Source organism: Pseudomonas meliae (assembly GCF_001400515.1).
In the GTDB taxonomy this organism is placed as follows: domain Bacteria; phylum Pseudomonadota; class Gammaproteobacteria; order Pseudomonadales; family Pseudomonadaceae; genus Aquipseudomonas; species Aquipseudomonas amygdali.
Map to the genome: position 1 here is coordinate 13771 of NZ_LJQT01000095.1, position 17292 is coordinate 31062.

Consider the following 17292-nt stretch of genomic DNA (forward strand, 5'->3'; position numbering starts at 1 on the left):
CCAATGATGGCAAGTCACTCTGAAAGGTTTTTTTAGTGCGGGGCATCAGTTTGCGTGGGTTTTGCAGGGTTGCAGTGTACCTGGTGCTGCTGGGGTGCGGTGGTTGCGGTCAGGAACGCAAGCTGGAAAGCTTTGGCGGGCCGGCCATGGGCAGTCATTATTCGGTGGTGTACGTGCGCGCCTCCGGGCAGCCTGAACCTGCGGTCGTGCGCCCGCAGATCGAATCGATTCTGGCTGAAGTCGATCAACAGATGTCGCTTTGGCGCAGTGACTCGGATATCGAGCTTTTCAATGCATTGCCTGCCAATAGCTGCCAGACCATGCCCGAACCGGTTTTGAAACTGATCGGTGTTGGCGAGCAGCTGTCACGGGACAGTGATGGTGCGTTCGACCTGACGGTGAAGCCGCTGATGGACCTGTGGGGGCTGGGCGCTCATGCACTGTTTGAGCAAATGCCGCTGGTGCGCCAGTTGGCCCGCACTCGGGCGACGGTGGGCTATCGCGGTCTGCGTGTCGTCGGGCAGCAGTTGTGCAAAAGCGCCGCTGTGCAAGTGGACCTCAACAGTATTGCCGCCGGTTATGCGGTAGATCGCATCAGCGAGCGCATGGAAAAGCTGGGGTTGCACGATTATCTGGTGCAAGCCACGGGTGAACTGAAAGTCAGCGGGCTCAAGCCCGACGGTTCGCCCTGGAGGGTGACGCTGGACGCGCCACTCGATGATGGCAATGTCACGCAAAAAGTATTTCCACTGAAGGGCTACGCCGTGTCTACGTCGGGCGACTATCGTCGTTACGCCGATCATGACGGGTGGCGCATTTCCGATACGCTCGATGCTTTGACCGGTAAGCCGATCAGCCACAGTCTGGCGTCGGTGACGGTCATTCATCCCTCGGCGCTGATGGCTGACGGCCTCTCCTCACTGCTGTTGATTCTCGGCCCGCGGCGCGGCTGGAATTATGCGCAAGAACATAAAATCCCTGCTTTTTTTGTGATTCGTGCCGATAAGCGCTTTATCATCCGCAGCAACGCGTCGTTTGATCGTCTGGCGGTGGAGCAGCCACGGTAAGTCAAGAGGCCGGAACTTCCGGTCAATTGCCACCTTGCACAGACAAAAATTGGCCTTCGACGCGACCAAGGGTTAATGTTCGCCGCCTCGGTGCAGCGCTAGACTGCGCCGCGTGATTTAGCCAGAGATGCCAGAGTGGCGCCTCGGTCTGTTTAAAGGAGTACGCATGGCTGTCTACAACTACGACGTAGTGGTACTGGGTTCCGGCCCTGCCGGAGAAGGCGCGGCAATGAACGCCGCCAAGGCGGGGCGCAAGGTCGCCATGGTCGACAGCCGTCGGCAAGTGGGCGGTAACTGCACCCATTTGGGCACCATTCCGTCCAAGGCTCTGCGTCACTCGGTCAAGCAGATCATTCAGTTCAACACCAATCCCATGTTCCGTGCCATCGGCGAGCCGCGCTGGTTTTCGTTTCCGGATGTGTTGAAAAACGCCGAAATGGTCATCTCCAAGCAAGTGGCCTCGCGCACCAGTTACTACGCCCGCAACCGCGTCGACGTATTCTTCGGCACCGGCAGTTTTGCCGACGAGACCAGTGTCAACGTGGTCTGCTCCAACGGCGTAGTCGAAAAGCTGGTGACCAACCAGATCATCATCGCCACCGGTTCGCGCCCCTATCGTCCGGCCGATATCGATTTCAGTCACAAACGCATCTACGACAGCGACACCATCCTCAGCCTGGGCCATACCCCGCGCAAGCTGATCATTTATGGCACCGGTGTGATCGGCTGTGAATACGCCTCGATCTTCAGTGGTCTGGGTGTTCTGGTCGAGCTGGTGGACAACCGTGACCAGTTGCTGAGCTTCCTGGATTCGGAAATCTCTCAGGCATTGAGTTATCACTTCAGCAACAACAACGTGATGGTTCGCCACAACGAAGAATACGAGAGGGTCGAAGGCCTGGATAACGGCGTTATCCTGCACCTCAAGTCCGGCAAGAAAATCAAGGCAGATGCGTTGCTGTGGTGCAATGGCCGTACCGGCAACACCGACAAGCTGGGGCTGGAAAACATTGGTCTCAAGGCCAATGGTCGTGGCCAGATCGAGGTGGACGAGAACTACCGCACCAGCGTTTCCAATGTCTATGGCGCAGGCGACGTCATTGGCTGGCCAAGTCTGGCAAGCGCTGCCTACGATCAGGGCCGCTCGGCGGCTGGCAGCATGGTCGACAACGGCAGCTGGCGCTATGTCAACGACGTACCGACCGGGATCTATACCATTCCCGAGATCAGCTCGATCGGCAAGAACGAGCACGAGCTGACCCAGGCCAAGGTGCCGTACGAAGTGGGCAAGGCGTTCTTCAAGGGCATGGCCCGTGCGCAGATTTCCGGTGAGCGGGTCGGGATGCTGAAGATCCTGTTCCACCGCGAGACGCTGGAAGTGCTGGGCGTGCATTGCTTCGGTGACCAGGCGTCCGAGATCGTGCACATCGGTCAGGCGATCATGAGCCAGCCAGGTGAAGCGAACACCATGAAGTACTTCGTCAACACCACGTTCAACTACCCGACCATGGCCGAAGCCTATCGGGTAGCTGCATACGACGGCCTCAACCGGCTTTTTTAAGCGACTCCGGCCGGTGGCCAGAGCCGGCCGGGGAGACCGATTTCAGCGACTCCCGAGCGTGGCGGTGGCCAAACCGGGAAAGTCTGTAATCAGGCTGTCGACGCCGAAATCAGCGAGCCTGCGCATCAGTGCAGGCTCGTTGACTGTCCACACTGACACATGCAGGCCCTGACGCTGTGCTTTCTGCAGGCGCTCCGGGGTACACAGTGTCCAGTTCAATGCCAGAATTTCACAGCCGTAGCTTTGCGCGACCTTCAACGGGTCGAGCCAGGCGTACTCGGCCACCAGTCCGCGCGATATGTCCGGCGTCAGGTCGAGGGCGGCGCGCAACACTTCACGAGAGCTGGAAGTGATGGTGACCTTGTCGAGCAAGCCATGACGCTGAGCCATTTCACGAATGGCCAGAACGGTGTTGGCGGCGCGGGTGCGTGAAGCGCTTTTGACTTCCAGTTGCCAGTGCTCGAAATCGCATTGCTCGAACAACTCTTCAAGACGCGGAATCGGGCAGGGCGAGACCCAGCCGGGGCCACCTTTGCGCGCGTCATAGGTCACCAGGTCGGCGGCCAGATGCTCATTGACCTTGCCGCGTCGGTCGGTGGTGCGCTTGAGGGTCGGGTCGTGAATGACCATCAACTCTCCGTCCAGTGAAAGATGCAGGTCCAGTTCACAGCGGCGCACGCCGTGCTTGATGCATTCCTGGAAGCTGACCAGGGTGTTTTCCGGTGCTTCGCCCTTGGCGCCGCGGTGGCCGTAGATAAAGGTCACGTTTACTCCTGGCCGTTAAGGCACCCACTGCTGATATGAAAATGATGAGGTGAAAAGAGATATACCGGAAGCTCAATTGCCGGATGGCTGACCCTGTTCAAGGGCCTGGCGTCGATGCTGAGCCTGACGCTGCAACACGTGCCGTGCGAGCAATTGACGTTGAGCGTCCGGCAGGTTGACGAAGTCGGTGCTGATGTCAAAACCGCCATCTGCCCGTGCATCGCACTGGCTGACCCTGGCGCGCAGCATCAGACCTGCCGCCTGGGGCATCAGCACCATCTTGATCGACAGCTGTTCGCCCACGGCAAAACCTTGTTGTGAATTGAATTGAATGCCGCCTTCGGACAGTTTTACCGGCTGTGGAGCGCCCAGTTTGCCCAGTGCCGTGTGTGCAACCACTTCGCCCAGCAGGTCGATGCGCTTGCTCAACGACTTGAGAAAACTGTTCAGCACCCGGTCGCGCTCGTCGAGTTGGCGCATCAAATGCTGTGATTCGAACTCGCTGACGTGCAGCTCGCTGAGCAGGTCGAACAGTGTCGAGGTGTCCTGCATGGCGTCCTGACTTGCCTGGTCGGCACCAGACAGGGGGTTAATTTCCAGTGCGACGCTGTCGTCGATACGGTAGTATTCGCGGCGTCCTGCTTCATCTAATGTCGACATGGCGAACCCAAGCTAGCGGCGGTGGTCTGAGAGTTCGAGTGTAAAGCTGCACGTCAAGGCCCGCCACATGGACGTCCTCATTCCTGCGAACAAATTCCTACATGTTCAGACCTCTTTTTGTATTTATCGGCACGCGCTACACACGTGCCAAGCGACGCAACCATTTTGTTTCGTTCATCTCCCTGACGTCCATGATCGGCCTCGCCCTCGGCGTGGTAGTGATGATAGTCGTGTTATCGGTGATGAATGGCTTCGATCACGAAATGCGTACCCGCGTGCTGGGCATGGTGCCGCACGCGACCATCGAATCGGCTGACCCGATCACCGACTGGCGTGGCCTGGCCGCGAAGGTTCAGGAAAACCCGCAGGTGCTGGCCGTTGCGCCATTCACCCAAATGCAGGGTTTGCTGACCCACGACGGCAAGGTTCAGAAGGTGCTGCTCAATGGCATCGACCCGGCCGAGGAGCGCAAGGTCTCGATCATTGACCACTTCATCAAGCAGGGCCAGCTCGACAGCCTGTCTCCCGGCAGTTTCGGCATCATGATCGGCGACAAGGCGGCTGCCAAACTGGGCGTCGTGGTCGGCGACAAACTGACCTTTGTCGCGCCTGAGGTGACTGTCACGCCTGCCGGCATGTTCCCGCGCATGAAGCGTTTCGAGGTGACCGGTATCTTTCATGTCGGCGCTGGCGAAATCGACGGCTTTCTGGGGCTGACCAACCTCGATGACCTGGCCCGTCTGCACCGCTGGAAGCCCAATCAGGTGCAGGGCCTGCGGCTCAAGTTCGATGATCTGTTTGCAGCGCCGCGTACTTCGTGGGAAATCGCCCAGAAACTGGGCGAAAACAATTTCTATTCCCGTGACTGGACACGCACCCACGGCAACCTCTATCAGGCCATCCGCATGGAAAAAGCCATGATTGGCCTGTTGCTGTTGCTGATTGTGGCCGTTGCGGCATTCAACATTATTTCCACGCTGGTGATGGTGGTCAATGACAAGAAGGGCGATATCGCCATTTTGCGCACACTGGGCGCGACACCGCGGCAGATCATGGCGATTTTCATGGTGCAGGGCACGGTGATCGGGGTGGTCGGTACGCTGATTGGCGCTGCGCTGGGCATCCTTGCCGCGCTTAACGTCAGTGCTGCCATCGCTGCGCTGGAAGGGCTGATCGGCCACAAGTTTCTCAACGCCGACGTCTATTTCATTGATTACCTGCCTTCGCAACTGATGGCCCAGGACGTGTTCCAGGTCTGCGGTGCGGCGTTGGTCCTGAGTTTCCTCGCCACCCTGTATCCCGCCTGGCGTGCTGCGCGCACCCAGCCGGCGGAGGCGTTACGTTATGAGTGAGTCGGGCATGTCTGATAAAGCAGTATTGAGTTGCCGCAACCTGGGTAAATCCTACGAGGAAGGCCCGGAGTCGGTCGTGGTGTTGTCTGGTCTGCAACTGGAGCTGCATCCCGGTGAGCGGGTGGCTATTGTCGGCAGTTCGGGGTCGGGCAAAAGTACTTTGCTCAATCTTCTGGGTGGCCTGGACACACCTTCCGAAGGCAGCGTCTGGCTGGCGGGCGAAGAATTGTCGGCGCTGGGCGAAAAGGCGCGTGGCCTGCTGCGTAACCGGGCATTGGGTTTTGTCTACCAGTTCCACCATTTGCTGCCCGAATTCACGGCGCTGGAAAACGTCTGCATGCCCTTGCTGATCGGTCGGACGGCGATACCCGAGGCCCGTAAACGCTCCACCGCGTTGCTCGAACGTGTCGGCCTCGGCCATCGTCTTGCGCACAAGCCTTCGGAGCTTTCCGGTGGCGAGCGGCAGCGTGTGGCCATTGCTCGTGCGCTGGTCAATCAGCCCGGTCTGGTGATGCTTGACGAGCCGACCGGCAACCTCGATCACCACACCGCGCAGGGCATTCAGGACCTGATGCGTGAGCTGAGCACTTCATCGCGTACGGCGTTTCTGATCGTGACCCACGACATGAGCCTCGCCAGGCAAATGGACCGCGTCCTGCGTCTGGAAGACGGCCGCCTCGTCGAGGCCTGATTGACCAGGCCCGGCGCAACTCATCGCGTCGGGTTCTACGTTTTTTATACGGTGTTTTTTCCCACGGTGCTTCGCGAATGTTCAGACCGTTACCCATCTTCATCGGCATGCGCTATACCCGCGCAAAACGCCGCAAAAGCTTCATCTCGTTCATTTCGATGACTTCGATGATCGGGCTGGCACTCGGTGTGCTGGCGATGATCGTGGTGCTGTCGGTCATGAACGGTTTCCAGCGGGAAATGAGTTCGCGAATCCTGGGCATGGTGCCGCATGCGGTTATCGCCGGTGCCACACCGGTGGATGACTGGAAACCGCTGGCCGACGCTGCGTTGAAAAATCCTGAAGTCACCGCTGCTGTAACGTTTACCGACATGGAAGGCATGCTGTCCTACAAGGGCTCGATGCAGCCGATCCAGATCAGCGGCGTTGACCCGGCGCTGGAGCATGAGGTGTCGATCGTCACTCAACACATTACGCGTGGAAGTCTTGAAGACCTGAAGCCGGGCGAATTTGGTGTGGTACTTGGCGATATAACCGCGCGCCGCTTTCGCTTGAGCATCGGCGACAAGCTGACCCTGATCGTACCGGAAGTCAGCAGTGCGCCGGGCGGCATCACGCCGCGCCTGCAACGTCTGACCGTCGTGGGTATTTTCAAGGTCGGTGCCGAGCTGGACGGATCGATGGGCCTGATCAACATTGCCGACGCCGCGCAGATGCAACGCTGGCAACCCAATCAGGTTCAAGGCGTGCGACTGGCGCTCAAGGACCTGTACAAGGCGCCTCAGGTGTCCACAGCCATTGCTGCCGGTCTGGGTGCCGGGTATCACGCCGATGACTGGACCCACACTCAGGGAAGCCTGTTCAGCGCCATGAAAATGGAAAAGACCATGATCGGCCTGTTGCTGCTGATGATCGTTGCGGTTGCGGCGTTCAACATCATTGCCACGCTGATCATGGTGGTCAATGACAAGGGCGCGGACATCGCCATTCTGCGCACCATCGGCGCCACGCCCCGGCAAATCATGGCGATCTTCATGGTCCAGGGCACGGTGATCGGTATTGTCGGCACGCTGATCGGCGGTGTACTGGGCATTATTGCCGCGCTGAACGTCAGCAGTCTGGTCGGTTGGGTCGAGCGGGTCAGTGGTCAGCACATCTTCAGTTCCGACGTGTACTTCATCAGCAACCTGCCTTCCGAATTGCAGGGCGGCGATGTGCTGCTGATCTGCAGTGCCGGGTTTATCCTGAGCTTTCTGGCGACCATCTACCCCGCATGGCGCGCCGCGCAGATCCAGCCAGCGCACGCACTGCGTTACGAGTGACAGGGCCTTAGCCACCTTCGTCGAGGCCGCACGGCGGCCTGCGCGGGTGGCGGGGCAAAGCTGATTTTCGCTGAAAGCCCCGCGCAAACGCTATAAACTCGCCGCGTTAATTCATGATCCAGGTATCGCCATGCATCCCGCAGCCGAACACTCGCCGCTGGGCAAGTCCAGTGAGTACATCGCCACCTACACGCCGTCTCTGTTGTTCCCGATTCCTCGTGCCGCAAAATGGGCCGAGCTTGGGCTGACGGCTCAGACGCTGCCTTATCAGGGTGTCGATTTCTGGAATTGTTACGAGTTGTCCTGGCTGCTGCCATCCGGCAAGCCGGTGGTGGCCATTGCCGAGTTCAGCATTCCGGCCGATTCGCCGAATATCATCGAATCGAAGTCCTTCAAGCTGTACCTGAACTCGCTGAATCAGACCGCCTTCGCTACCGTGGAGCATGTGCAGACAACCCTCGAACAGGATCTGTCAACTGCGGCCGGAAAGCCGATTGGCGTGCGCATTCGCAGTCTGAGCGACATTGAGGGGGAGGGTGTGGCGACTTTGCCGGGCGTTTGCATCGACGATCTGGATATCACGGTCAGTAGCTACGATCGCCCTCAGCCAGAGCTGCTGCGCTGCGATGAGTCGCAAATTATCGAAGAAAGCGTGCACAGTCATTTGCTCAAATCGAACTGCCCGGTTACCAGTCAGCCCGACTGGGGCAGTGTGGTGGTCGAGTATCGCGGGGCGGCGCTGGATCACAGCAGCCTGTTGGCGTACATCGTCAGCTTCCGCCAGCATTCGGACTTTCACGAGCAGTGTGTGGAAAGAATCTTCCTCGACCTGCAGCGTTTGCTCAAACCGGAAAAACTGACCGTCTATGCACGCTACGTGCGCCGTGGTGGTCTGGATATCAACCCGTATCGCAGCACAGAAACGCTGGACGTGAATAATCGCAGGCTGGCGCGGCAGTAGTGTCGTCTGGGGCTCAGGGCGTGGACGCAGAGCGTCCGCAACGGCATTGCCACGCGGAGCGTGGGAACGATAGTCAGAGCAGCTGTATGACGCTCAGCATCTGCACGATAGCCAGCGTGTCATTCAGATCAGAAAGGCGCGGGGCACTCGAAGGTCAACCGCTCGCCGGTGCCCGGATGGGTAAAGCTCAACATGCTGGCATGCAGGCACAGGCGCGGGTACGCCGCCAGCGCTTCGGGGTGGGCATACAGACCATCGCCCAACAGCGGATGACCGATCGACAGCATGTGCACCCGCAGTTGGTGCGAGCGGCCGGTAATAGGGGTAAGTTCGACCCGACAGTAGGTGTCGTGACGTTCGACGACTTTCCAGAATGTCAGCGCGTGTTTGCCACCCTCGTGATCCACCACATGCCGGGGCTTGGTAGGCGGGTCGTAGCGTAGCGGCAGGTCGATACTGCCGCTGTCCAGCGACGGCTGGCCCCAGCACAGTGCGGTGTAGGCTTTTTCGGTTTCGCGATCATGAAACTGCCGCGACAGCTCGCGGTGCGTGTCGGGATCGCGGGCCAGCAGGATGATGCCCGACGTTTCCCAGTCCAGACGATGGACGATGCGGGCTTCGGGGAAGCCGTTTTCCTGCAGGCGGGTAATCAGGCAATCCTTGTTGTCATCGGCGCGGCCGGGGACGGAAAGCAGCAGGGTAGGCTTATCGATTACCAGAACGGCTGCGTCCTGATAAATGATGCGGATGTTCGACAACGGCATGCAACGGCCTCGAAACGCTAGAAACGCCAACGGCGGTAAGGGCGCAGCTTCCTGAGAAGTGCGCCGATACCGCCGCAAGCTACTGCCTGATCAGCGATCTGGCAGGGTGATATTGAGTTCCAGAATCGAGCAGCTGCCTTGGCTTTCCAAAGCAACCTGAACTTGATCGGACTCGATATTGACGTATTTACGGATCACTTCCACCAGCTCTTTCTGCAGTGCAGGAAGGTAGTCCGGGGTACTGCGCTGGCCGCGTTCGTGCGCAACGATGATCTGCAGACGCTCTTTCGCTACCGAGGCCGTGCTTTCTTTTTTGCGGTCACGAAAGAAGTCAAAAATATTCATTAATTACCCCCGAACAGACGTTCAAAGAATCCTTTCTTCTGCACATCCAGGAAGCGATGTTCCCGGTCTTTGCCCAGCAGGCGGTCAACGGCATCGCTGTAGGCCTGGCCAGCATCGCTCTGGTCATCGAGGATGACCGGCACGCCCTGGTTGGAGGCTTTCAGGACAGCCTGGGATTCGGGGATCACGCCGAGCAGGGTAACAGCAAGGATTTCCTTGACGTCTTCCACACCAAGCATTTCGCCCTTGCTGACACGCTCAGGGTTGTAGCGAGTCAGCAGCAGGTGTTCCTTGATCAGGTCTTCGCCGCGTTCGGCACGACGTGATTTGCTGGCCAGCAGGCCCAGCATACGGTCGGAGTCACGTACAGAGGATACTTCGGGGTTGGTCACGACGATCGCTTCATCGGCGAAATACATGGCCAGGTGAGCACCGGTCTCGATACCTGCCGGCGAATCGCAGACGATGTATTCGAACGATTCCTTCAGCTCCATGAGGACTTTTTCAACGCCCTCCTTGGTCAGTGCTTCCTTGTCACGGGTCTGGCTGGCAGCCAGCACGTACAGGCCTTCGATCTTCTTGTCCTTGATCAGCGCCTGTTGCAGGTTGGCTTCGCCATTGACCACGTTGACGAAGTCATACACGACCCGACGCTCGCAACCCATGATCAGGTCGAGGTTACGCAGGCCGACGTCGAAGTCGACGATGACTGTCTTGTGACCACGCAATGCGAGACCGGTACCGATAGCGGCGCTGGTGGTGGTCTTGCCCACACCACCCTTGCCGGATGTAACAACGAGAATCTTGGCCAAGGTGTATCACCCCTAGAGGAAAAGGACATTAAGTCCCTGAAGAGCATCTCCTGGCGCCGCGCCCGTCGAAGCATTGTGTCAATTCTGGGGGCTGATTCCGGAAAGGTAGCGTTAAGCTATTACTTTCAACTCATATACCCGCTGAAAAGCAGTGCTTGTCAGAACTTCCTGCCGCCTTCACGACGGTTTCGCGACGAATCAGAGATACTTTGAAAATTGCGGCAGTATCCGTTAAAGACGAATGATGTTCAACACATCACCTGACAGGCTGACCTGGACCGGCGAGCCCCATAGAGGGTCCCTGCGCAAGTCCTCGGAAACCTTGTATTGCCCGGCAATCGAAATCAGCTCTGCACTCAACTGCTGACAGAAGATTCGTGCTTTCGTGTCGCCTTTTATTCCCGCCAGTGCCCTGCCGCGCATTGGGCCGTACACATGGATGTTTCCATCGGCCAGAAGTTCCGCACCGGGACTGACCGGCGCAACCACAACCAGATCGCCGCCCTGGGCATAAATCTGCTGACCGCCGCGCACCGGAGCGGTTATCACGCGGGTCGGCTTGATGAGCGGTTCGGGTGGTTTTTCCGGGATCTTTTTCGGCGCTTCGACTTCAATCGGGTCGATTACGCGCTCACGTGCGCCGGACGGCGGCAGCACCGGAAGATCAACGGCAATGGCTGCAGCGATGTCTTCGATGCGGTTGGCACGGATCGCCAGGGTGCGCAGACCGTGCTGGCGACAGATACGCACCAGCCCGGGGAGATCCACCGGGCCTTCGTTCGGCGCGAGTTTGTCCAGAGCCAGGATCAACGGCGTATTGCTGAAGAAGTTGGGGGCTTGTGCCACTTTCGCCGCCAGTTGCCTGTCGAGCGCTTCAAGGTTGGTCCGGGCCAGCTCCATCACAGTGATGGCGAGCATGCTGCCCTTGAGCTGAAATACAGGTTCCGGGTTTTGCGATTCAATCTGGCTCATGGTTGATATACACAACAGCTTGTCGCTAAAAGTGCCGAGACTTATAGCGAGAACGCCCGCGAGCCGCAAGCAGGTAGAACCGTTGTAGAATGCGCGGCCTTTGTTCTGACGGAAGCCCAAATGGATCGCCCGCGCTTTAAAGCCAGTTTCCTTCACCCCCGTTTCTGGCCGTTGTGGCTGGGGCTGGGGCTTTTATGGCTGGTTGTCCAGTTGCCGTTTCGCGCCCTGCTGGCCATCGGTCGGGCATTGGGTGCGGTCATGTACCGAGTGGCCACTGATCGAAAAAATATCGCGTCACGCAATCTTGAGCTGTGTTTTCCTCATTTGTCCGCCGCCGAGCGCAAGCGTCTGCTCAAGGAAAACTTCGCCTCCACCGGGATCGCCTTCTTCGAGATGGCCATGAGCTGGTGGTGGTCGAAAAAACGTCTGGCCAGACTTGCCCATATCGAAGGGCTCGAGCACCTGCAGAATGCTCAGGAGAAAGGCGAGGGCGTGATTCTGATGGCGCTGCACTTCACCACGCTGGAGATCGGTGCGGCACTGCTGGGCCAGCAACACACCATCGACGGCATGTACCGCGAACACAAGAGCCCACTGTTCGATTTCGTCCAGCGTCGCGGACGCGAGCGGCACAACCTTGATTCGCTGGCTGTCGAGCGCGATGACGTGCGCGGCATGCTCAAGTTGCTGCGTGCCGGCCGGGCCATCTGGTATGCACCGGATCAGGACTATGGCGCTAAACAGAGCATCTTTGTGCCGCTGTTCGGCATTCAGGCCGCGACCGTGACCGCTACCAGCAAATTTGCGCGTCTGGGCCGTGCTCAAGTGGTGCCGTTCACTCAGCAGCGTCTGGCTGACGGCAGCGGTTACAGGCTGGTGATTCACCCACCGCTGCAGGATTTTCCGGGTGAAAGCGACGAAGCCGATTGCTTGCGTATCAATCAATGGGTAGAAAGTGCTATCACTGAATGCCCGGAACAGTATCTTTGGGCGCATCGGCGCTTCAAGAGTCGACCGGCTGGCGAACCGAAGCTATATAACAAACGTAAATAAAAAAGCGTCGTTGACCATCGAGGCCAGTTGTAGATGCCAGATACCGCAGTAGTGACCCAGGCTGTAACCGAAGTCGAGCCCGTGACCGGGCTTATTTTGTCAGGTGGCGGTGCGCGTGCTGCGTATCAGGTTGGCGTACTTGCAGGCATTGCCGACTTGCTGCCGCCCGGTTCTCCCAATCCCTTTCCGGTCATTGTCGGTACGTCAGCCGGGGCAATCAACGCGGTGAAACTGGCCAGCGGCGCGCTGCACTTTCGCATTGCCATTCACCAGTTGACCGAGTTCTGGCAGTCGTTCCGCAGCCATCAGGTGCTGCGCAGCGACTGGTCTGGTGTGATTCATCAGGCCAGCCGTTTTTTTGGCCGCAGCCTGATGGGCTTCGGGCGAAATATCCCGGTTGCCTTACTCAACAGCTCGCCTCTGCGTGAACTGCTCAATGAGCGGCTGGACCTGTCCGGGATCGAGGCCGCCATCGATGCCCATCACCTGCGCGCCGTGGCGGTAACAGCCTTTGGCTATGAATCAGGGCAGGCAGTCACGTTCTATCAGGGCCGCGGCACCATCGAGCCCTGGCTGCGTCATCGACGTATCGGTCGCCCGACTCAACTGACCGTGGATCACCTGCTTGCCAGTTCAGCCATTCCCTTGCTGTTCGCCCCCGTAATGCTGGATCAGGAATACTTTGGTGACGGCGCCGTGCGTCAGTCGGCACCGATCAGTCCGGCACTGCACCTGGGTGCCAATCGTGTTCTGGTCGTAGGCGTGAGTGGCAATCCGCGCGGGCTGAAAACCGAAAGGCCGGCACCGCGTGCGCCAATCGGCATACAGCCAAGTCTGGCGCAGATCAGCGGGCACATGCTCAACAGCACCTTCATCGATAATCTGGAAAGCGATATCGAGTTGCTGGAGCGCTTGAACATGGCCAGCGCGTTGCTGCCTTGCGATCAGATCAGGCAGCCGGGTATGGAGCCGGTGGAAGTGCTGGTGATTTCCCCAAGCCGCCCGCTGGACGAAATCGCTGCCCGGCACCGCCGTGAACTTCCGCCTGCATTGCGCACGTTCCTGCGCGGGCCGGGCGCGACCAAAAGCAGTGGCGCCAGTGTCCTGAGCTATCTGTTGTTCGAATCGGGTTATTGCAGCGAACTGATCGAATTGGGCCGACACGATGCGATTGCCCAAGATGCGGAATTGAAAAGGTTCCTGCGCCTCACATGACGCCTCCACGGCAGGAGCGAATCCTGCCGTGGGACGCGCTTCTACCTCAGTCGGCGAACCTGCAGGTTGCCACAAGGCGGGCCGCTCAATTGCTCTCCGGTTTCGAGGCTGAACACCGAGAAGTGCAGGGGACAGGTAATGGATCGGCGTTTCTCGTTGACCACTCCATGCTCCAGCCACCCCTCACGATGCGGGCAACTACTCGGTACCAGGTATTGCTCCTGGCCGATATGCACGGTGAACGTGTCGGGACGACGAAACTCAGCAGGCTCGTTCAAGGTTGGCCTCCTTGTTGAAGTGCTTGACTCGACGAGCTTTCTCTACGGCCAGGTCGAATGCCAGATTGGTGATCTCGCGCCCCATGCAGATGCCTCGCCAGGCTTTCACCGGGTCCAGATCACCGCTGACGTCCATGGCCTTGAGCAGGCGCTGCCCCTCGATGGCATGGAAAACGTCGATATGAACGTGTTCGGAGTAGTAGGTATGAGCCTGGATCTGCAATCGCTCGCAGAGCTGGGTGTAACACTCGAAAAAGAACGGCACCACGGTCTCGAAGTAGGTAATGACCCCGGCAAACCATGATGGATCATCCGCGCGCATGGCCAGCCAGCAGAACATGTTGGGAAAGGTGAAACCGGCACTGGAGTTGGCCTCCACATAGAATTGCAGGTCCAGCGGCATGTCCAGTTCGCGCAGCAGGTCCTGATACAGCGTGGTATGCGAGCGCTTGAGGTTTCCCGAGCCAAACTCGTCGATCATCATGCGCAGCATGGGCATTTGCGCGGGCAGGCTGAGCCTGGGCATCAGATGATAGAAAACCTGCGCTTCGGTCAGACCATCCAGCGCAAACTCCTGAACCAGAATCCGGAACTCGTCGAGCGTCATGTCGCTGCCGACATAGTGCGCGCTGGGCGGCACTTCGCTGCTCTCCAGCTCGACCAGTTCGGCCAGCATCCTGCGCAGACCAGCAAGATCACCAGGAACATCCGCGGTCATGCTGCGTTCGATGGCGTCGTCGATCCAGCGCTGCTCGAATGTCAGAAGCTCCTGTGGGATAGGTACGAGTTTTTCGATAAGTGCACGATTGGCCAGAAACAGTTGCTTTTGCATGTTTTCCATTAAGCAGCCTCCTCGGTCATAACCCGGTCGCTATCGATCACGCCACGGGCTTTAAGCTCGCGCTTGACCTGGGCGTACCAGTCGGACGCACTCAGCAGATACCGTTCATTGAGCGTCGCGATTTCCTGACTGAGCGCTGGCTGTTGGCGGGCAGCCGCTTGCCGACAGAGCCGCGGTTCCAGGTTGGCGAGGGACACCACATTGCCGTCTGACTCCAGTTCGCCAGCCAGCTGCATTTCCCAACCGATAAAGTAGTCGACGCCCTGTTGCCGAATGGCATCCACCTGATCCTGCGAGCGAGACATGGATGGCGAGTCCTTGAGGCCAATCACCCTGGGTAACTGCGCGATGGCCTCGAGGGTGGTGAAGGTCTTCTCGTTGCCTGACAGGGCGGCCTCGTTGTACATGAAGATATCCAGACGGGTCGCGTCATGAATGGTCTGGTAATGGTCGATGATCACCTGCTGACTGATACCGGGTGTAAACGGCGAGGTGAACATCACCGCTTGCGCGCCGGCATCCTGAGCCATCAGGGCAAAGTCCAGTACCTCCTGCGTCGAACTGCGCTCAATCCCGGCGATGACCAGCTTGTCGCCTGCATGGCGTAAGGTCAGCTCCAGCATCTTTAGCCACTGCTGGCGCGACAGCCGCCAGCCTTCTCCGGAGGTCAGGCATGGAATGTAGCCGTCGACGTGGGCTGCGAGGCTGCTCAAAAGACGTTCAAGACTGGTTTCGCAGACCTGCGCCTGTTCGTTCAGAGGCGTTACCAGCGGCACCAGAATGGTTTTACCAGACATGTTCAAAGTCCTCGTTGCGGATCACCATGGCACTCGACTGGTCATAGAGACGTTGCAACATCTCCGGGAACGCAGGCTGTCTGACGGGGCTTTCGAACGGCTGCAGGAAAGGCTGCAGGACTTGCAGGCGCAGCAGCTCTGGATCATGGGTATAAAACGGGATTTCCTGCTCCAGTACCTGCGCCGCCAGCAGTTTCTTTTCGACGGGCAGGCCTTTGAGCAGTGTGTCCGTCGCGGCGCGCTGGAGTATGTGTTCGCTACAACCCTGGCGCTGGATGGCTATGTCAGTGTGCAGTACATCCATGAACGGGTAGTACACGTCCTGCAAGGCGCGGCTTTTCTTCCAGATAATGGCGTCGCAAATGCCTATCTGGGCGAAATTCATCTGCACGCTGCTTTCATAGAACCGGGAAAAGAAACCCAGGGATTTTTCACGCACGCCGGGATCGGCGTGGTGCATGCCCATGAACACTGTTGCGTCGATCATTGGCAGGTCGAAGTCAGACATGGAAGTTCTCCAGGGCCTTTGCGATGACCTGAACGGCGGCCGCAAATTCTTCCGGTTTGCGTGCCAGCGCCAGACGTATGTAACGCTGGCCTTTTTCGGGCTGGCTCCAGTAGAAATATTTGCCCGGCAGTACGTACACGTCCCATTGCAACAGATAAGCCTGCAACTCATCGGCGTTAATGCCAGTGGGCAGAATCTCGAACCACGCCACGCTGGTGTCGATCATCGGCTCCACATACTGCAAAACCCGGCCTTCAAGACCCGCGCGGGCCATGCGGCGGTTGACGTCCAGCACCGAACGCACTGAGTTGAAGTCATCGTCGTTGCTGTCCTCGATGTAGCGGGTAACCACATTGAGGATGAATGGCGAGACGTTCAAAAGGACGCTGGTGACGATGCTATAGATATCGGCGTTGATGTCCTGGCTGGCCATGAGGGTGGCGCATTTGGTGTCTTGTAGCGGCCAGGTCTTGCCAGTGTCTTCCATGACCAGGTATTGCGTGCCGATATCGTCGAGAATCGCGTAGGCGTCCACGCGTTCCCGACCGGCCGCCTTGAAGAACGAGGCGAAACAGAAATCGAGTATCAGCAGTTTGTTGTAATCGCGGCAGTATCTGGCCACTTCGACGAACGTATCCGGTCCGTCGGCAAACAGGCTGGAACCGGTCGGGTTATTGGGGGCGACCAGAAAGATCGCATCCAGCCCGATGGCCGCTTTCTGCAAGTTTGCGTACACCTCGGTCGATGAGGTGAACAGGCTTTCATCGAGTGCCGACATAGGCACTTCCATGTGTTTCAAGAGATCGTGCAGGTTGTCGAAGCAAGGCTCGATCAGCCCGACACTCATGTTCTGTTTGCGCAGGTAGGTCGCGGTAATGTGCATGGCGATGGACGCTGCGTAGACGAGATAGATTTCGTCGTGGCGTTTCAGCGCATGGTGCTGGCCATGGAAGGTGAAAAAGGCATGAATGAAAGCCTGCTCACTCTGGTATTGGGTCTGGTTCTGCGCCTGATACCACAGATCGGGCAGGCTGGCGACGATCATGCGCTGAGTGTCGCTCTGATCCTGATGAGTGTGCGCATCGGCCAGGTTGAAACGGGTTTTGAGGGCAGAGATTTCGTGTTGGGTAATATCGTCCAGAACAGGAACCGCGTTCAAGGTGTCGATACCGGCATATAGACTGTTTATACCATTATCCCTATGGAGTCATTATTGTTTGGGGCGCAGCCGTCCTGGATATCCAGAACGCCGAAGCAGATTTCCTTATTTTTGGCTGAAATAACACTGTACCTAAGCATCCTCTGAAAAAGCCCATTTTTTTGGAGAG

At 58.3% G+C, this 17292-nt stretch carries 19 protein-coding genes; 8 read left to right on the top strand and 11 right to left on the bottom strand.

Going from position 1 to position 17292, the window contains the following annotated elements; translation table 11 throughout:
* Positions 1–74 precede the first annotated feature (74 nt).
* Positions 75–1067, top strand: a complete 993-nt coding sequence (locus ALO64_RS04230; protein ID WP_161794690.1) for an FAD:protein FMN transferase — start codon at positions 75–77, stop codon at positions 1065–1067.
* A 166-nt stretch (positions 1068–1233) separates the two neighbouring features.
* On the top strand, positions 1234–2628 hold the full coding sequence (sthA, locus tag ALO64_RS04235; protein ID WP_044344324.1) for a Si-specific NAD(P)(+) transhydrogenase: 1395 nt from the start codon (positions 1234–1236) through the stop codon (positions 2626–2628).
* Positions 2629–2670: 42 nt separating this feature from the next.
* Here sthA and ALO64_RS04240 read toward each other — a convergent pair whose 3' ends face one another.
* On the bottom strand, positions 2671–3393 hold the full coding sequence (locus ALO64_RS04240) for a glycerophosphodiester phosphodiesterase (protein WP_005744379.1): 723 nt from the start codon (positions 3391–3393) through the stop codon (positions 2671–2673).
* Positions 3394–3465: 72 nt separating this feature from the next.
* On the bottom strand, positions 3466–4053 hold the full coding sequence (locus ALO64_RS04245) for a PilZ domain-containing protein (protein WP_002552888.1): 588 nt from the start codon (positions 4051–4053) through the stop codon (positions 3466–3468).
* Between the two features lie 101 nt (positions 4054–4154).
* Between ALO64_RS04245 and ALO64_RS04250 the strand changes: the two genes are divergently transcribed.
* The 4 genes from ALO64_RS04250 to queF all read left to right on the top strand — a co-directional run bounded on the left by ALO64_RS04250 (position 4155) and on the right by queF (position 8379).
* Positions 4155–5405 (top strand): lipoprotein-releasing ABC transporter permease subunit, encoded by a 1251-nt coding sequence (locus tag ALO64_RS04250; protein ID WP_004659831.1) that lies wholly within the window; start codon positions 4155–4157, stop codon positions 5403–5405.
* A gap of 7 nt (positions 5406–5412) precedes the next feature.
* Positions 5413–6096 carry a lipoprotein-releasing ABC transporter ATP-binding protein LolD gene (gene lolD, locus ALO64_RS04255; protein ID WP_174517431.1) on the top strand — a complete coding sequence of 228 codons (684 nt, stop codon included), beginning with the start codon at positions 5413–5415 and terminating at the stop codon, positions 6094–6096.
* Positions 6097–6173: 77 nt separating this feature from the next.
* A complete protein-coding gene (locus ALO64_RS04260) occupies positions 6174–7418 on the top strand; it encodes a lipoprotein-releasing ABC transporter permease subunit (protein WP_044344322.1) in 1245 nt (414 codons plus the stop codon).
* A gap of 130 nt (positions 7419–7548) precedes the next feature.
* Positions 7549–8379: an NADPH-dependent 7-cyano-7-deazaguanine reductase QueF gene (gene queF / locus ALO64_RS04265; protein WP_044344321.1), complete on the top strand. Its 831-nt coding sequence runs from the start codon at positions 7549–7551 to the stop codon at positions 8377–8379.
* 128 nt (positions 8380–8507) lie between these two features.
* On the opposite strand, the gene ALO64_RS04270 is transcribed toward queF, so the two are convergent.
* From ALO64_RS04270 to minC, 4 genes are all read right to left on the bottom strand, one after another.
* Positions 8508–9143, bottom strand: a complete 636-nt coding sequence (locus ALO64_RS04270; RefSeq protein WP_044345059.1) for an RluA family pseudouridine synthase — start codon at positions 9141–9143, stop codon at positions 8508–8510.
* A gap of 90 nt (positions 9144–9233) precedes the next feature.
* Positions 9234–9488, bottom strand: coding sequence for a cell division topological specificity factor MinE (minE, locus tag ALO64_RS04275; RefSeq protein ID WP_002552653.1), 255 nt, complete (start codon positions 9486–9488; stop codon positions 9234–9236).
* The gene (gene minD, locus ALO64_RS04280; RefSeq protein ID WP_044345060.1) at positions 9488–10300 is read right to left on the bottom strand and encodes a septum site-determining protein MinD; all 813 of its coding nucleotides are present in this window, start codon (positions 10298–10300) and stop codon (positions 9488–9490) included. The genes minE and minD overlap by 1 nt, the downstream gene beginning before the upstream one ends.
* Before the next feature lie 231 nt (positions 10301–10531).
* Complete coding sequence (gene minC, locus ALO64_RS04285; RefSeq protein ID WP_002552655.1) at positions 10532–11272, bottom strand: septum site-determining protein MinC; 741 nt, start codon at positions 11270–11272, stop codon at positions 10532–10534.
* Between the two features lie 120 nt (positions 11273–11392).
* On the opposite strand from minC, the gene ALO64_RS04290 reads away from it, so the two are divergent.
* On the top strand, positions 11393–12325 hold the full coding sequence (locus ALO64_RS04290) for a lipid A biosynthesis lauroyl acyltransferase (protein WP_010210940.1): 933 nt from the start codon (positions 11393–11395) through the stop codon (positions 12323–12325).
* Between the two features lie 33 nt (positions 12326–12358).
* On the top strand, positions 12359–13540 hold the full coding sequence (locus ALO64_RS04295) for a patatin-like phospholipase family protein (RefSeq protein WP_044345061.1): 1182 nt from the start codon (positions 12359–12361) through the stop codon (positions 13538–13540).
* Positions 13541–13581: 41 nt separating this feature from the next.
* On the opposite strand, the gene ALO64_RS23795 is transcribed toward ALO64_RS04295, so the two are convergent.
* The 5 genes from ALO64_RS23795 to ALO64_RS04315 are packed head-to-tail and all read right to left on the bottom strand — an operon-like array spanning position 13582 to position 17153.
* Positions 13582–13818 carry a Rieske (2Fe-2S) protein gene (locus tag ALO64_RS23795; protein WP_002552658.1) on the bottom strand — a complete coding sequence of 79 codons (237 nt, stop codon included), beginning with the start codon at positions 13816–13818 and terminating at the stop codon, positions 13582–13584.
* On the bottom strand, positions 13802–14659 hold the full coding sequence (locus tag ALO64_RS04300; protein WP_005732913.1) for an iron-containing redox enzyme family protein: 858 nt from the start codon (positions 14657–14659) through the stop codon (positions 13802–13804). The genes ALO64_RS23795 and ALO64_RS04300 overlap by 17 nt, the downstream gene beginning before the upstream one ends.
* On the bottom strand, positions 14659–15456 hold the full coding sequence (locus ALO64_RS04305) for a dihydrodipicolinate synthase family protein (RefSeq protein WP_002552660.1): 798 nt from the start codon (positions 15454–15456) through the stop codon (positions 14659–14661). The genes ALO64_RS04300 and ALO64_RS04305 overlap by 1 nt, the downstream gene beginning before the upstream one ends.
* A complete protein-coding gene (locus ALO64_RS04310) occupies positions 15446–15964 on the bottom strand; it encodes a DUF6190 family protein (protein ID WP_044345062.1) in 519 nt (172 codons plus the stop codon). The genes ALO64_RS04305 and ALO64_RS04310 overlap by 11 nt, the downstream gene beginning before the upstream one ends.
* Positions 15957–17153 carry an aminotransferase class I/II-fold pyridoxal phosphate-dependent enzyme gene (locus tag ALO64_RS04315; RefSeq protein WP_044345063.1) on the bottom strand — a complete coding sequence of 399 codons (1197 nt, stop codon included), beginning with the start codon at positions 17151–17153 and terminating at the stop codon, positions 15957–15959. The genes ALO64_RS04310 and ALO64_RS04315 overlap by 8 nt, the downstream gene beginning before the upstream one ends.
* Positions 17154–17292 lie beyond the last annotated feature (139 nt).

Bases quoted from the DNA above. Each gene is read 5' to 3' on its own strand.
- sthA (WP_044344324.1), top strand. From the start codon at position 1,234: ATGGCTGTCTACAACTACGACGTAGTGGTACTGGGTTCCGGCCCTGCC.
- ALO64_RS04245 (WP_002552888.1), bottom strand. From the start codon at position 4,053: ATGTCGACATTAGATGAAGCAGGACGCCGCGAATACTACCGTATCGAC.
- ALO64_RS04250 (WP_004659831.1), top strand. From the start codon at position 4,155: ATGTTCAGACCTCTTTTTGTATTTATCGGCACGCGCTACACACGTGCC.
- lolD (WP_174517431.1), top strand. From the start codon at position 5,413: ATGTCTGATAAAGCAGTATTGAGTTGCCGCAACCTGGGTAAATCCTAC.
- ALO64_RS04260 (WP_044344322.1), top strand. From the start codon at position 6,174: ATGTTCAGACCGTTACCCATCTTCATCGGCATGCGCTATACCCGCGCA.
- queF (WP_044344321.1), top strand. From the start codon at position 7,549: ATGCATCCCGCAGCCGAACACTCGCCGCTGGGCAAGTCCAGTGAGTAC.
- ALO64_RS04270 (WP_044345059.1), bottom strand. From the start codon at position 9,143: ATGCCGTTGTCGAACATCCGCATCATTTATCAGGACGCAGCCGTTCTG.
- minE (WP_002552653.1), bottom strand. From the start codon at position 9,488: ATGAATATTTTTGACTTCTTTCGTGACCGCAAAAAAGAAAGCACGGCC.
- minC (WP_002552655.1), bottom strand. From the start codon at position 11,272: ATGAGCCAGATTGAATCGCAAAACCCGGAACCTGTATTTCAGCTCAAG.
- ALO64_RS04290 (WP_010210940.1), top strand. From the start codon at position 11,393: ATGGATCGCCCGCGCTTTAAAGCCAGTTTCCTTCACCCCCGTTTCTGG.
- ALO64_RS04295 (WP_044345061.1), top strand. From the start codon at position 12,359: ATGCCAGATACCGCAGTAGTGACCCAGGCTGTAACCGAAGTCGAGCCC.
- ALO64_RS04300 (WP_005732913.1), bottom strand. From the start codon at position 14,659: ATGGAAAACATGCAAAAGCAACTGTTTCTGGCCAATCGTGCACTTATC.
- ALO64_RS04305 (WP_002552660.1), bottom strand. From the start codon at position 15,456: ATGTCTGGTAAAACCATTCTGGTGCCGCTGGTAACGCCTCTGAACGAA.
- ALO64_RS04310 (WP_044345062.1), bottom strand. From the start codon at position 15,964: ATGTCTGACTTCGACCTGCCAATGATCGACGCAACAGTGTTCATGGGC.